Annotated in this window: 10 protein-coding genes and 4 tRNA genes; 2 read left to right on the top strand and 12 right to left on the bottom strand. The window is 41.2% G+C overall.

From position 1 onward, the window contains the following. Nucleotides 1–305: 305 nt before the first annotated feature. Together proA and AC27HD_RS04095 are read right to left on the bottom strand one after the other, a co-directional pair. On the bottom strand, nt 306–6032 hold the full coding sequence (proA, locus tag AC27HD_RS04090; RefSeq protein WP_487104003.1) for an anti-phage protein ProA: 5727 nt from the start codon (nt 6030–6032) through the stop codon (nt 306–308). Nucleotides 6033–6089: 57 nt separating this feature from the next. Further along, nucleotides 6090–6215, bottom strand: a complete 126-nt coding sequence (locus AC27HD_RS04095) for a hypothetical protein (protein ID WP_487104004.1) — start codon at nt 6213–6215, stop codon at nt 6090–6092. A 675-nt stretch (nt 6216–6890) separates the two neighbouring features. Here AC27HD_RS04095 and AC27HD_RS04100 point away from each other — a divergent pair. Together AC27HD_RS04100 and AC27HD_RS04105 are read left to right on the top strand one after the other, a co-directional pair. Then, on the top strand, nt 6891–7865 hold the full coding sequence (locus tag AC27HD_RS04100) for a helix-turn-helix domain-containing protein (protein ID WP_487104006.1): 975 nt from the start codon (nt 6891–6893) through the stop codon (nt 7863–7865). A 336-nt stretch (nt 7866–8201) separates the two neighbouring features. Continuing rightward, nucleotides 8202–8462, top strand: a complete 261-nt coding sequence (locus AC27HD_RS04105; protein WP_487104008.1) for a hypothetical protein — start codon at nt 8202–8204, stop codon at nt 8460–8462. Between the two features lie 330 nt (nt 8463–8792). Here AC27HD_RS04105 and AC27HD_RS04110 read toward each other — a convergent pair whose 3' ends face one another. The 10 genes from AC27HD_RS04110 to AC27HD_RS04155 all read right to left on the bottom strand — a co-directional run bounded on the left by AC27HD_RS04110 (nt 8793) and on the right by AC27HD_RS04155 (nt 14980). Next, the gene (locus AC27HD_RS04110; protein WP_487104010.1) at nt 8793–9914 is read right to left on the bottom strand and encodes a hypothetical protein; all 1122 of its coding nucleotides are present in this window, start codon (nt 9912–9914) and stop codon (nt 8793–8795) included. A 418-nt stretch (nt 9915–10332) separates the two neighbouring features. Beyond that, nucleotides 10333–10557 (bottom strand): hypothetical protein, encoded by a 225-nt coding sequence (locus AC27HD_RS04115; protein ID WP_487104012.1) that lies wholly within the window; start codon nt 10555–10557, stop codon nt 10333–10335. A gap of 87 nt (nt 10558–10644) precedes the next feature. Then, a complete protein-coding gene (locus AC27HD_RS04120) occupies nt 10645–11055 on the bottom strand; it encodes a hypothetical protein (RefSeq protein ID WP_163105725.1) in 411 nt (136 codons plus the stop codon). A 39-nt stretch (nt 11056–11094) separates the two neighbouring features. Then, a complete protein-coding gene (locus AC27HD_RS04125; RefSeq protein ID WP_487104014.1) occupies nt 11095–11352 on the bottom strand; it encodes a hypothetical protein in 258 nt (85 codons plus the stop codon). Nucleotides 11353–11466: 114 nt separating this feature from the next. Further along, nucleotides 11467–12627 (bottom strand): site-specific integrase, encoded by a 1161-nt coding sequence (locus AC27HD_RS04130; RefSeq protein ID WP_487104016.1) that lies wholly within the window; start codon nt 12625–12627, stop codon nt 11467–11469. Between the two features lie 347 nt (nt 12628–12974). After that, nucleotides 12975–13064 (bottom strand) — tRNA-Ser (locus AC27HD_RS04135). A 126-nt stretch (nt 13065–13190) separates the two neighbouring features. After that, nucleotides 13191–14246, bottom strand: coding sequence for a quinolinate synthase NadA (gene nadA / locus AC27HD_RS04140; protein WP_487104018.1), 1056 nt, complete (start codon nt 14244–14246; stop codon nt 13191–13193). Between the two features lie 429 nt (nt 14247–14675). After that, a tRNA-Lys gene (locus AC27HD_RS04145) sits at nt 14676–14751 on the bottom strand. A 54-nt stretch (nt 14752–14805) separates the two neighbouring features. Then, nucleotides 14806–14881 (bottom strand) — tRNA-Lys (locus AC27HD_RS04150). A gap of 23 nt (nt 14882–14904) precedes the next feature. Beyond that, nucleotides 14905–14980, bottom strand: a tRNA-Lys gene (locus tag AC27HD_RS04155). Nucleotides 14981–15069 lie beyond the last annotated feature (89 nt).

Below are 15069 nucleotides of genomic sequence, written 5' to 3' on the forward strand. Positions count from 1 at the left end.
GTTTTCATGGGAAATAAGTTTGAAATGTCCGCTTAACGTACACTCCAGCCATATAAGCTCAGACGCCTGAGCAGCAGAAAATGATACACGTTGGCTGGTATACTTGTTTAAATCAAACGATGTAAAAATAAAAAGCTGCTTTCCAACTATCTTAATAGCCAGCTCGCCAGCTCGTAACCATTTAGACTGAAAGAGAAATGCAATAACTCACCTCTTTTATTAGAACTCATATCGTTCCCTATTTACTATTCTATGTTCGAGTTTATTTTTATTATTCCTTCAAAACTTAGCTATTTTTTGAGCTTCTACTCACTTTGCTCTTTCAACTCGACTATCCACCTATTAAATTGTGAAAGCGTTGTTTCGTAACGTCTCTTCAACTTCAATTCATCACACATTACATCAACAGGAGAATCTGAACTCCTCGCCACTGCGAATTTAGCTAAGCCGAGTGCCTCTTCGTATGCCAGCTCATTCCATTTCCTCTCAAAGCCAAAGGCATCCACGCCTCGCCATTCAATAAGATCAACTCGGTCTTCAGGTGACAACCATACAGTAGGCGAATATCCTTCGTTCTCGTTAATGCCCGCAAACGCCTCTACGATTTCTCGAATATAATCTATTTGCTTCTTACTTGTTCTCGTGAGGCCATGAAGGTTTGCTATTTCAAGAGATAGTGAGTGAAGTGTTATTCCAGGACGCTCCGTCAAAACCTCCTTCACTAAGGAGGTAAGACGCTTTTTGTACTGCGGTTTGAAATAGTCAGCAGCATTTAAGGTCATATTCTGTGAGGCTTCGATCTCATCTTCATTAATATCCCTTTCGTGTGCAACTTCGCCACTTGCATTTTGAGCCAGCACACGCACTTCTGCTTCTGCTTCTGCTTCTGCTTCTGCTTCTGCTTCTGCTTCTGCTTCTGCTTCTGCTTCTGCTTCTGCTTCTGCTTCTGCTTCTGCTTCTGCTTCTTGCAGTGTGTCTCGCTCTCTTTCCTTTTCAAGAATTTCCTGCAATTTAGCATCAACTTTTTCTACCGCTGATTCAGGATCGACAAAGTAGTCAGTAGACCACAGCCTTACGATATTCCAACCTAAGTTTTCTAATATAATTTGCCTCACTCTGTCTCTATCTCTAGCTGCTGGTGAGCCATGATAGGTAGCGCCGTCACACTCTACGCCAGCGATATATTTTCCTGGCTTGTCAGGATGCAGAACTCCCAAATCAACCCTGAACTTACTTACTCCTACCTGGGTCTGTATTTTCCAACCTTTCACACGTAGAGCCTGAGCAACCGCCTCTTCAAAGTCACTATCGAATTGATCGACGCCGTGGTCAGCAGAGGCTATTTCAGCAAGCGCGATTGGGCCTTTCTCAGCAAACTCTAAGAAGTGTTTTAAGTGCTCGACAGCAACAGAATTAGTGCGACTTAAATCTATCATCGAAGAGTCAAAACTTGAGAATACGACTACCTCGGTTGTTGCTCGCGTAATTGCAACATTTAATCGACGTTCACCACCGCTCTTGTTAAGCGGCCCGAAATTCATGCTCATCGTTTTCGCTACAGGTTCAGTTGGCCCGTATGCAAGGCTGAGCATAATCACGTCTCTCTCATCGCCCTGAACTGACTCCAGATTTTTTACAAATACAGGATCTCTGTTTTGACTGTCCTGAAAATATTTCTCTATAGAAGGATGCTGCCGTCTAGCATCGTCCAGCAAATCCTCTATGGTCCGTTGCTGATCAGTATTCAGTGTTACCACACCTATAGACTTGTTACGCTCATGCTTATCTAACAGTCTGCGAACAATTTCATCAACTACGGCTCTAGCTTCGACGGTGTTGTTTCTTCCTTTACCCTTCGCATAAATACCGTTAACACGGTGAAGAGATACTGCCGACTCTTTGGTTTCTGATGATGGATAGGTCACCAGCGAATTTTCATAATATTTGCTATTTGAAAAGGCTATCAATGTTTCGTGTTTGCTTCGATAATGACCCATTAAACGCTTGAGCGGTAACCTTGCTGCCAATGCTTGATCAAGAATTGACTCCATATCTTCTTCATCAGGATCGTCAGAATTCCCTCCCGCAGAAAAGAAATTAGTGGGCGGCATTTGCTTAGGGTCGCCAACAATAATGACATTCTTGCCTCTGGCAATAGCACCAACTGAATCCCATGTCGTCATTTGTGAAGCTTCATCAAAGACGACCAAGTCAAAGCCTTTAAAATCAGAAGGCAAAAACTGCGCGACAGACAATGGAGACATCATTAGACATGGACATAAATCTAGTAACGAATCACCAAGTTGATTAATCAAGGCTCTGATGGGGATGTGTCGTGTTTTCTTTTGAAGCTCTTTTGCCAGGACTCCAAACTCTTTTGGATTATCTTTTGATTCCTTAACAGGCTTGCCCTCAGATGCCAGCGCAATAACATAATCACTGGTAATCTGAGCCACACGCTCATCGAGTTTCTTAAATGCCTCTATTGTTTGTTCATGGGTAGATGCTTTGAATTGACGAAGTTCGTGATCGGCGTCAATTAACAATGGTGCAAGCCAATAGCAGAAAGCACTTCTAAATTGCTGCCCCAACTCCTCATGATTAAGTGCGCCGCTCTCTAGCGCTGAACTTAAAACCTCAAGATTAACCGATACCGCTCGCGCTTTAGCTGATTGCCATTCACACCAATTTTTCAGCTTATTCGCGTTTGCGTTTATATCTCCCAAGCTCTGTGAAACAACCTTTAGCGATTCATCGCCGCTTACTGACACTCCTATTTCACTAAGGGCGGCGTTCGTACCTAGGAAAGCATCAATGGCATTTGCATAAGCATTAGCAGAGGCAAATACTTTTGATTCTTCTAGAAACTCTCTTCCATCCACAAACCATTTCTTAACTGGGATTAATACCTCAGTTGGATCATCAGTGAGAGTCACTAGTTCTGAAATTCTTTTCCTAACTTCACTACCCACTTCCGCTTTTTCCAAAAGAGATTCAGAGGTAGTTGTCCAGCCTTCCCAGATAGAATATTTTTCAAGTTGCGCAAGCCTGCTTTCAATATCTGATTTCTGCTTCTGACAAAGGTCAATCTTATCAATGATAGACAAGTCAGTTATTTTAGTGATGCCCAGAGAAGCTGCTTCTTTGTTGATCTTTCGCTTATTGAAAAAAGACTTCAACCAACCCGATTCAGCTTCTTGTGCAAACTGCTTCCACTGTTGGACAGGCACTTCAGATACATTTTCACTGTTAACACCGTGGGATATTCTATCGAGCGAGTTATCGAACTCTTCCTTTAACCTTGCCAGCTCATAAATTAGCTCAACACGCTCTTTGGCTCCTATATCGACGGCAAATGCAATGTCTTGCTTAGTTGCCAACTCTGCCAAGTAATCAACATTTTTAAGCGCAATAAGATTTACAATAGTTTGATCTATACTCTCAAGTGAAAAAAGAGGTAACAGTGCGGCTAAGCTCTTTTCTGTAGCCTTAAATTTTTGCTGCCAATCATCAACTGACATGAGAAGTTTCGATTGCCAAACGTTAGACCACTCGGTAGCGGTGACAAACCTGAATGCATCTACATCAAGGTCACATACATCGGAAAAAGCCAGAGCTAACTGTTCTACTAACTCTTGTGTCGTATCCAGTTCACTTTCTGACTTGATAGGTGCGCCAGCTAAATCTAGGGGCCAGTCGAGCTTTATTTTTAATGAATCAAGGTTTAGCGCGATTGAAGATATTGCATCACGTGGTGATACACCGAACTCACTTTTTCGGTGTAATGCCCTTACATAGTTATTTAATTTATCTTTCTTTTGCTTTAGGTCAGCAACAGTCGCTTCCCAAGTGCGTGGATTCAATCCTTCACGTTTTTGCCAAGCGTTGTTTAACTGGTCTAATACTGCTCTCTTGTTTGCTTTGTTACTGTGTAACTCTAAACATAGATGATCTAACCCTACTTTTTGAAGACGACGGTAAACTACGTTTAAAGCAGCCATCTTTTCAGCAACAAAAAGTACCTTTCGCCCCTTACCAATATTGTGAGCTATTATATTGGCGATAGTTTCAGATTTCCCTGTACCTGGAGGCCCTTCGAGAACGAAGTCTTGCGCTTTTGCAGAGGCATCAACTGCCACAAGCTGTGAGCTGTCACAATTGAGCGGCGTGTATATCTGAGCCGGATCTAATTTGTCGTCTATTTCTTCTCTATTTACGAAACTGCTCTCTTGAGGATAAGGCTCTCGTGGGTTATCTACCAAATGTTGAACAAACGGATTTTCTTTCAGATCATCGAGTCGATCACGCAAGTCTCGCCACATCAGGTATTTCGCAAATGAGAAAGAGCCTAGAACCAATTCTTCGACCAATTCAAAACCTGGCTGCTCCTTAACTGCTTCCCTAACCCTTTGCCAAACGAAAGGGACGTCTACTCCACTGTCATCTTCAGGCAACTCATCCTTAAACTCGCTCAGATTGATGTCGTGTTCTGATTGGAGAAACTCAATGAGCGTGAGGTTGAAGATAGGATCTTCTTCCTGCAATTGTTCTACATAGACAGGTGCACGCGCACTTCGACGAGTTAACTTTACGGGGATTAGCAACAGCGGCGCTTTGTAGCTTCTCGAATCTTCTGGGTTCTCTTTCCATTTCAGAAACCCTAGCGCTAAAAATAGGGTGTTTGAACCACCTTCTTCAAGGTCGTTCTTCGCACGTCTAAACAATTCTACGGAATTTTTTTCAAGCTTTTTGGCTGGCTGGTTAGCAATTAAAACCTTATTTTGAATTTGATTGAGTGCATACTCACGATGCACATCAGATCCTGTCTGAAGCCTAAACATCTCACTGTCGCGACTTGGGTCAAAATGAGGACTCTCTTGGGCTGAAAGAAATTTGAACTTTGTACCATCTGCCAGCATGTCTTCCATCACTGCAATGTTAGGACAGTAAAGTTTGATAGCGACAGCTCTATCGCTGAAGTTCAAGAGGCTATTTTTCTTTGTCAGATCTAATAGTTTTCTAGACCATGAATCAATTCTTGTCTCAGGTGTTTCCTCAACCACTTGCTCGTCTTTTCTGACGGGAGGCAATGGTGGAATGACAGGCAAAGCAAGCTCCTCAGAGCTTCCCTCTGATGTTCTTTCTTCCTTGGCTTCTTCAACTGTTGATAAAGGCTTTATAGATTGTGCCCTGGCCTGCGCAATATCGATAACCATGACAAACTCTGACTCGTTCTCTTCTGAAAGTAGTTCTCGTGCATGGTCTTTCGCCTGTTCAAATGTAACTGGGGAGTCATTAGTCACTAATGTTGTTTCAAATAAAACCAAATCTCTATTATCAACTCGCTTCCTTATATCCTGCGGATCATCGTTTGTGAGAATCGGCAATTTCTCATCGATTAACCAGGCTCCAACAAACGCGTGCCCTTTTGTTACGGCAACAACAGGATTCAATCCCATCGCTTCAATGCAGCTGGCAAACAATAAGGAGGAATCGAGGCAGGCAACCATTCGAGAGTTGCTTATGTCGGAAGCCAAACGAATCCTTTGTCCAGTTTTAGCAAAGCCTTGCGGAGGACTTACATATGCCAACTTCTCTTTGAAAACAACATTCCACAACGCAGCAAGCATCAAGTAAGGCTTTTCTCTTGTGTTAGATTGATAGCCATCTACAGTTCGGCCATAACCACCCTTTTCTAACGCTAATGCACATTGTCTAACGAGAGACTCAACATAAATGCCGTTTGGCTTAACAAATGCTGCTAATAACGCAGGTTGTCTTTCCTCCCCACCCCAGAAATTTGCTGGCAATATTTCAAGTTTAGGATGTTGCTCTGCGAGTACATTTTGTTCATCATCAAGAAGAGAAAATGAAAGAACATGAGTGATCTGTTCAGTTATGCCGAAAAGCTTTTCGAAAGGAAAGCGAAGTTCTTTCAGCTTGATATTAATCGATTGCCCTGGCTCAAGCCGATCAATATACCAAACCTCTTCACCGAGCCATCCTTCAATTGCAGTCAGTTTTACTGTCAACGAGCTTAAAGGCAGCAGCGGTTTTTCATCGTGTTTTGGATAGCTTACGCGGATAGATTATAAAATAGGGTAAGAATTTTGCTGAGCTGCCAATGAAAAAGTGGAGATAATATCAATCGTTAGATCTATATGCCCGACACAAGGCTCTTCGACAACATTTCTCTCGATATTTACATCTTTCATCTTTGGGTTCCCTCCACATTGTAATTCTCCCCTTCTGCCAGAGGGGTTAATTGTATGTTTCACTTGTTTATTATACTTAAGTCCAATAGCAGTTTAAATTAACTGATTAGAATGGCTAGGTAAATATATCGCTTTACTTCAACGAAGCACTAAAAACGAACTCTAAAAGAGTTTGAAAAACAGCTTGAGCAACGCTCAACAACCGGCGCGTAGTTAAATGCTATGTGAAACATAGTAATTAACGAAGCAGAGAGTCAGCATCGCAGATTAAACACCATTTTCGTTTGCTTCAGCAAACTTGCAGATTATTGCGCAGCAATAAATTGCAACCTTCACGACTAGTCGTGAATTGTGCGAAGGGGTATTCAAAGCGCAGCTTTACCTGAGTCAGAAAAAGGGAAAATGGTGTTTAATCAGCGGTAGCTGACTCTCTGCAACGCTTCTGTCGAAATCGCGCAGCGAAGAGTGTCAGAGCAGCGACAAGTCGCGCACGCTCTGACTTGCAGAAGCTTTGCTACAACAAAGTTGTTTGCATTTTTCGTTAGAAAAATGCAATAGCTAGGCAGTATGCCTAGCGTGGCGAAGCCTCGTCATAATGCAAAGCATTGTGCCCTCCCCTGCTTATTTCTCTCACTACGCTTCTATTTAATTTTGAATTTAAATACGGAGAAAATTATGAATTATATAGAACGAGCTGTCGATACATCTATGAATCACATATGTATCACAAATCCAAACGATCCAGGGACACTTGGATTGCTACGGGAAAATGCGGTCATAGCTATAATCGGAGGTTTCGGTGTTTCGACCAAGACAATACTTCAAAGGCATCTCAGCACGAGCCGCGAAAGCGTTAACAAACTCGTAAACCGTCTGAAAAAGAAAGGTCTAGTGTCGGTTCATCATACTTTTTCTAATACTGATAGGGGCTTTATTGTTCTAACGGCCCATGGAATCAGAGAAGCAGAATTCTTACTAAATCGTGAATTGTATCTTCGCTCCGATATAAGTCGAGTAAATGAAAGAAATCTTATTCACGATTTGTCAGTCCAACTTGTAGTGCTAGAACTCGCTAAAACGCAAAAAATTAGCGGTTTTGCTACAGAACGAGATATTTCAATTCAGTTAGAACAACGCGGAAACGATCCCCGATTGATTGATGCAATCGTTATAGATGCTGTGAGCAACCAATCTATAGCAGTCGAGATGGAAGCTTCTAACTCAAAAAATAAAGGAAATGGTGATATTCGTCGCAAAATTCTCAGCAAATATTTACAAGAATTTGAGAGTAATAACGGGCTTTATGAATTTGTCTATATGTATAGTCATCGACAACGGTTTCTCACACAAATTGAGAAGGCACATACTAAATTGTTTGCTTCACAGCGGTCATCATTCACACCTAAGCAGCAAGAACTGCTCACGAATCGCATAAAATTCAAACATAATTTCTGTAATAGTATTTATGAGTTAATGTTTAATAGCAAAAGACAGCTTAACGATAACAAACTAGAATTCGCACGAAAAGACGTGTACCTACTTCAACTAAAAGAAATTGAGAAGTTGGCACAAACATCAGGCGACAGAGTTGTCGAAATCAGAAGAGATGGCTTTGTAGAAGCCGGCAAGATAATGGGTTTGGTAGAGTGACGACTTAAAAATTCTGGCCTTATGGGAGCCTTCCGGCTCCCTTTTTTTGTCCTCTGATAGCTTCGACAGTCTACAGCAGTCTCGGTGACTGAAGCGTTCTATCTACTGCCAGCACCTCTAGCAAGCAGCGAACCAGCGGGAAAGTACAGTGAGGTTTACTGAGCTTTCAATATGGTTCTCATATATTAAAAATATATTGATAAAAACTGTGGTTCCGCACACATCCTTATATAGTCTCGAATGCAGGAAATTTTAACTCTTCATCAATAACAGCGGATTTTCCTTGCGTGGATCCTAATTAGTTGTAGGACAATAACTGATGAGGAGAAGCTACAAATGAGGATAAACTACGAAAGCGTTTTCAATGCATGTATTAAAATCAGCGGTAAATGGATGTCGTTAAGCAACGCTCTGATTACTATTGCGGCTATAAATACACTTTTAAATACCGTTTTTTTAATGCTCGGACATATAGACTACATTGAGTATCAATCGCTCTCAAACAGACTGATTCTAGTGTCGTTTGCATGCATTGGCATAGCGCTACTATTGGCGCTGGTATCTTGGTATGCATTGCGAAAATTAGAAAGCGAATAATATTGAGCACCCCGCTGTGGGGTGCTTTTTTTTAATTTTTCGCTAGTCGCACATTGTTTAGATTGACTTTTGAGATAATGCTAGTTGGTAAAATTATGTCATTGATGACCATAAAGGTTATTTTCTATTGTGTTATTCCGCGAACAGCGAAACGCACAAAATCATCGCTAGAAATCGAAAAACCATTAATATAGTTACAAACAGCAGGGCTACCAATCAGTCCCTCTTACTCGGAAAACACAGAAAATAGGGTGTAGTCAGAGTAGTGGGTGCAAAAACTTAAAACAAAATAACCCAACTTTCTGTCAGCCGCCTCCACCATCACCTTACTCACAGGCGATTTGAAACAGTTTCCTCGCCGTCATTTTTTTCAAACAGTGCTTTCCACTCTTGCTCGGTGAAGATTTCTGTTCTTGCATCGTGGATTTTTGCATTGATCATATTTGACTTTTGTAAATTCCTTGCACTACTGCGCGCTAATAAATGCATGTATGTGACTTTACCATCAGCTATAACTAGGTCACCCTGACAAGCATTTACGCTTTCATTAGTATTTCTATAACTAATATCTTTCTGCGAATAACAGACCTGAGTTTCTATCAAAACGAAGTTAGGATAAGTTTCACTGGCTTTAGCAAAACCCAATGTTTGACTGTTATCGTAATCCCAACGGTAATAGTTTCCCATTCTATTGAGGGTTGCAGTGAAAAATTCTTTTGTAGTGACTTTAGAGCCGAAGTATCGCTTTCCATTCACATAGGTAAAATCTGCATCCCACAGTGAGAAAAAAGAACGCTCAACTGAGAATGGCTCGTATCCTTCCGGCATTATAAGAAGGTCATTGGCATAACTTTTAGAGAGGGTTTCTCCAAAAAATGATTTTTTTGTCCCATATGCCTCAAACTCTCTTATAGGTGATTCAAGTTCCTCGTTCATTCTCCAATCATGTTCCACGACGCCTTTTTCAGACAAAAGAACTAAATTCTTGGTTTGCTCTTTTGCTGCTAAAGAAACAATGTCGTAAATTTTTTGATACCCACATTCACGATCACAGTCTTCTTCCACTTCTACCCAGAAAAAAGTTTTTTTCAGGTGATTTTCATATCTATTTCCTCGAAATAGTGCAAGTGGATTAAAAAAGTCTGTCAATGCTACGCCGCCACCAAAAAGCTGGGCTATAGCAAACCCCAAAAACATATCCCCGCCGTCTGTGACTTGTCCTAACGCAGACTCCTTAAAACGATAGAAGTTGTCGGATAACGCTTTTCGCTGGCCGTTGACGACCTGCATTGCGTCGCTTTTTGAGATGATGCCAAAGTCCACCATAGTTTGATAAGACTCTGGCATAGCTGGTGGTGCATTTGTCACAGACTGAGAGTCTGCGTTGTCGGTACTGCTGCAAGCGGTCAGTAATATTCCGAGCACCCCTGAGAGAATAAGAGACTTTTTCATAAATTTAATCCTTTAAACTAGCGTATTTACTGAGAATGTTCTAACTCCATAGTCTCACATACTGCTCACCCTGCATCTTTTGGAGTTTTTTATACATGATTAAAAAACTAGCACACTTGAGATATCAGTTAAATTGTTTTGATGGAAAGCGAACAACGTAGTGTCCACTCCCCCTTTAACTGGACAGTACCACTGCTGATGTCCGCTTGGCTAATTGGAGCCTTCATTTCCACACAGAACTAACTTGCGGAATACGTGTATTTCCGCAGTTTACACGCTAGTTGTTCGACGGCAGTAACACAGCTAAGTTATTGAGTATAAGAGCCTTAAGAACCGCTCTTGGTCTTTGGTTTTAAAGCTCAGCTCTTTATAGAGTTAAATCTTAAAAAAGCGCTCTCTCGAGCGCTTAATAAGCGGACTAACTTTTCCGTAAAAGCCATAGCTTCAGCAGCATATACAACACCGCAGCCACTATCGCTCCCAATAACAATCCATCTTCTTTAATCGGAAAGTTAGGGTTAATTTCTATCTCAAATACAATATTCATAGAATGCAAAGCCAGTAACACATACGTTAATGTATGTAATAGATCCGACAGCACTTTAGCAATGATCTCTATAAAGTTGTTTTTGTTTGTCTTCATGCATTTTCCTCCAGAAATTTAATGCATGATTAAATAGGTTTGGGACACGGAAAAAAGCGAGCCTAGTGGCCCGCCAATAAATTACCATCAGTCATCTGATATTATATCGAGCCAATATTTTTCGGCTGCGGCAAAATAATCTAATGGTGGTATTAAAAAGACATCTATAAATTCATCTCTGAATACTTCACAAAAGGCACATATTTCTTCAACGTGAAGTAGAAGAAATGCGTACATAGGGATACCTTCCAAATAACGCATGTCCTCAAATTCAGGGTTTTCAGCAAGAATCTGTTTACTCACACTAATGCCGCAAATAGTACCGTTTACCTCTCGATGAAGATAAATATAGCGCTCATAAGTTAAATTTAGACCTTCTTCATTATCGTTTGTAATACAGGCAAGCCAAAGTATAGTTCCATGGTCATCAAACGGAGATTTACTGGCTCGCTTATATACCCTCGTGAATAGATTCTTTTTATCAGTTTTATTGCTCATATTAACCTCGTGTTATGTACTCAAGGTTAACTAGGCACGTTAAAAGGGAATGTTATGGTCTTCTAATAGTATCTTCGCAAATTTTATTGCTAGCTCTTTGTGTCTATCCACATGAATTGTTTTTTGCAGATAATACAAAACTTGTTCTTTACGTTCGCCCTTACGTATTGGGTAATCCATTTCTCCATCAACATAGGTTAAAGGATGCAACATCGCTGCTTCATAGAGTTTTTCGATTACAAAGTCGAAAGTGGTTGGGAGACACTCTATGTCAAATTCGAAAGAGTTGTTATTCATGTCATTCTCGCGTTTTAGTTAAAAAACTACGTATGAGCACCCTTTGGGAATTTATCGGTTTATAGAACTAAACCTTCATAAAAGCCTTAAGTTAAATTCACGATTACTGGATATTTAAAACGCACTAGAGGCCATGGCTAACATGTCTTCGTTATTAGTGAGTAACCACTTGCTGTAATGCTTTTCTATCATTTTTATACTGTTATGACCCATTTGCCGTGCTACCCAAGCCAGCGGAAGGCCTGCCGATATAAGATGCGAGGCATATGTGTGTCTAGTTTGGTTAATTCCCCGCAAACGAACCCCACTTTTTATAAGCAGCTTTTTATAAGTTACGTTCCGAAACTGATTGTCATGAGATAATGCCAGCCCCGTTCTTGAGTCGAAGAACACAAAAGTTACCTCTTGTTGCTTTTGGCTACGATTGTCTGGCTGAGTAACTGAAATATTTGAAATTGGGGAGGGCCTCAACATTTTTTGCCTCATCAGTATCTCTCGAGCTTTTGGTAATAACTCTACTATTCTTATACTTGATTCCGTTTTAGGTGTTTTATAGTCCCTCTCTACCACTGCTCTTTGGATATGAATAATATTTCGTTCAAAGTCGATGTCCTCCCAGGCCAAAGCCATAAGCTCACTTAATCTTAGACCTGCATAGCAATTGAAAAGCACCATATTTTGTTCTGATTTTCGCGGAGTTTCTGTCGAAGCTATAAGTGTAATTTCACGTTGAGTGAAGGGATCTGGCTGACTAAAAGAAGCTTTTAACTTTAGCACCCTCGAAGTAGTGAGTGAGGCTATTGGATGTTTGTCTATCACTCCCTCTAACTGTGCAATAGTAATTATTTGAGAAAGAAGACTGACTAATTCTTTGATGGTTTTGTCGCTCAAATACGCTAGCTCTATTGCTACCCATTTCTCAATATCCAATGGAGAGATTTCTGTAACACAAACGGATTCGAATTTAGGCTTTATATGTTTTCTAATTTTTCGTACATAGTTCTTATAGGTGCAAGAAGCCAGTTTATGGCGCTTGATTTCTAAAAAGGTATTTATGTAGTTAGCCATGTCGTATTTATCAAGGCGGTTCGTGGCTGATGCTAGAAGCAGAAATTTATTAAAATTGTATTTTGCGAGCTGCTTATACTCTTTTACCAATTCGGCGGCTTTGTAGAGACATGTTTTAGACGTATCAATATCCGTAGCTGGAATTCGATACAATTTTTTATCTGCTCTGATGAGCAATCTTATTGATGTTGTGGAGCGGATATCCAAATTTTTGATATCGTTTGCTTTGCAGAATGCTTTTGCGGCTGTTACAGATAGTTTCAGGGTAAACTCAATTTCGTTTACCTATTGATTTTAATGACCTTTTAATATATAAAAAGGAATCTTCGCTGCAAAGCTCAGACTAAATTCCTTCCCTGGTGAGATTTTTCAGTACCCATCCAACGGTATAGTTCCAGATTGAACAAATAATTAGGCCGTTTTCAAAAGCCTCTAAACGCTATTTTGTCGCCCAAAGAAAATGATATACACTTGTCAAAACTTAGCCGCAAAGATCCCAAAGTGATCCCAAACAAAAAAACCAGCGACTAAGTCACTGGTTTTATTGACAATTATGGCGGAGAGAGAGGGATTCGAACCCTCGTTAGGTTTAACCCTAAACACACTTTCCAGGCGTGCGCCTTCAGCCACTCAGCCACCTCTCCAAATTTTTTATCAAGAAAGTTTCGGTTACGAAACTTCTTGAGCGCGCGTATATTAGGTAAACCCGCGGCTATTATCAAGAACTTGCTTAAAATAAGTATGCAAGTGCTTATAAAACAGACTATTTACTACAAGCCGCCCTTTGCTTTCAATTCAGCTGAAAATTGCAGCATGCGATCAAGTGGAATAAGCGCGTCAGTGCGAAGTGAATCATCGACAAAAATTTCGTGCCCATCACTACCCTCGGTTAACGACGCCTTAATCGCCTCTAACCCGTTCATTGCCATCCATGGGCAGTGAGCACAACTTTTGCACGTAGCGCCGTTACCGCCCGTTGGAGCCTCTATAAACGTCTTATTTGGCTCTAGTTGCTGCATCTTGTAGAAAATACCTTTGTCGGTAGCAACAATAAAGGTGTCATTTTCCATTTCTTGCGATGCTTTAATCAGCTGACTTGTAGAACCAACTGCATCCGCCATGTCTACAACACTGGCTGGCGACTCTGGGTGTACTAACACTGCGGCGTTGGGATAAAGGGCTTTCATGTCACCAAGTTTTTGTGAAGAAAACTCATCGTGAACAATACACTCACCCTGCCACATTAGCATGTCGGCACCGGTTTGCTTGGCAATGTATGCACCTAGATGTCTGTCTGGGCCCCAAATTATCTTTTTGCCCTGACTGTCGAGGTGCTCTACGATTTCTAAAGCAATACTCGATGTTACTACCCAGTCGGCACGCGCTTTCACTGCAGCAGAGGTGTTGGCATACACAACAACAGTGTGATCAGGATGCTGGTCGCAAAACTCACTGAATTCTTTTGCTGGACAACCAATGTCCAATGAACACGTTGCCTCTAGGGTTGGCATGCGCACTGTTTTTTCAGGGCTGAGTATTTTGGCCGTTTCGCCCATAAAGCGAACGCCAGCTACAATCAGAGTTTGTTCTTCTGCGTCACGCCCAAATCTCGCCATTTCTAAAGAGTCGGCAACACAACCACCCGTTTCTTCAGCTAATGCCTGAATTTCGTGGTCGGTGTAGTAATGGGCTACAAGCACGGCGTTACGCGCCTTAAGTAAGGCTTTTATTTCTGCCTTTAACTCGGCTTTACGTGCTTCTGATAATGGCTGTGGTTTTGCTGGGAACGGGTAATCCACCTGCTCCACACGAAATGCTACTGACATTTACCTACATCTCAATTGCGACAAGGGTCGCGATTATACCCAAGTGTCATAAAAATTACACACTACATGATCAACAATAGCGTAATAAAAGGTCTTAACGTTGTAAGCTGTCGGCTATTAACGTCTGATACTCATCGCGGGAGTAGCGAATGTTTCAAAATGGCTACTACAGTACCTGCAAAACTGCTTATGAGACTGCTCATAATAATCGATACTAGGAACGCAAATTGTGAGATCAAAGTATCTGCGATAAAGAATGTTTGAAGAGCCTACATCTGAAGCGATTAGGACGGCAGTTGATATTGTATTCGTGCGCTAAAACTTAGCTAGGGATGTGTGGCAGTGTACTTAAAACGATGATGCGTTTTGATAAAGATATCTGAGTTTTGAATTCTAACGCGGGAATGTTTAATTAGTCTAGGAAAGGGATGGTGGGTCGTGCTGGATTCGAACCAGCGACCAATTGATTAAAAGTCAACTGCTCTACCAACTGAGCTAACGACCCATCCAATGACACAAAATGTATTAACGAAAAAATACAGTATAGCAGCTTAAATGATGGTGGGTCGTGCTGGATTCGAACCAGCGACCAATTGATTAAAAGTCAACTGCTCTACCAACTGAGCTAACGACCCATCATTTGAAGCTTGAAAAGAAGTGGTGGGTCGTGCTGGATTCGAACCAGCGACCAATTGATTAAAAGTCAACTGCTCTACCAACTGAGCTAACGACCCATCTTTTCGGTTGTTGCCTGTGTCTAGGCAACGGCGGCATATAATACTCAGATTTTTATCTGACGCAACCCATAATGCCCTTTTATTTT

The organism is Alteromonas sp. 4NS20-0143 (assembly GCF_057542855.1).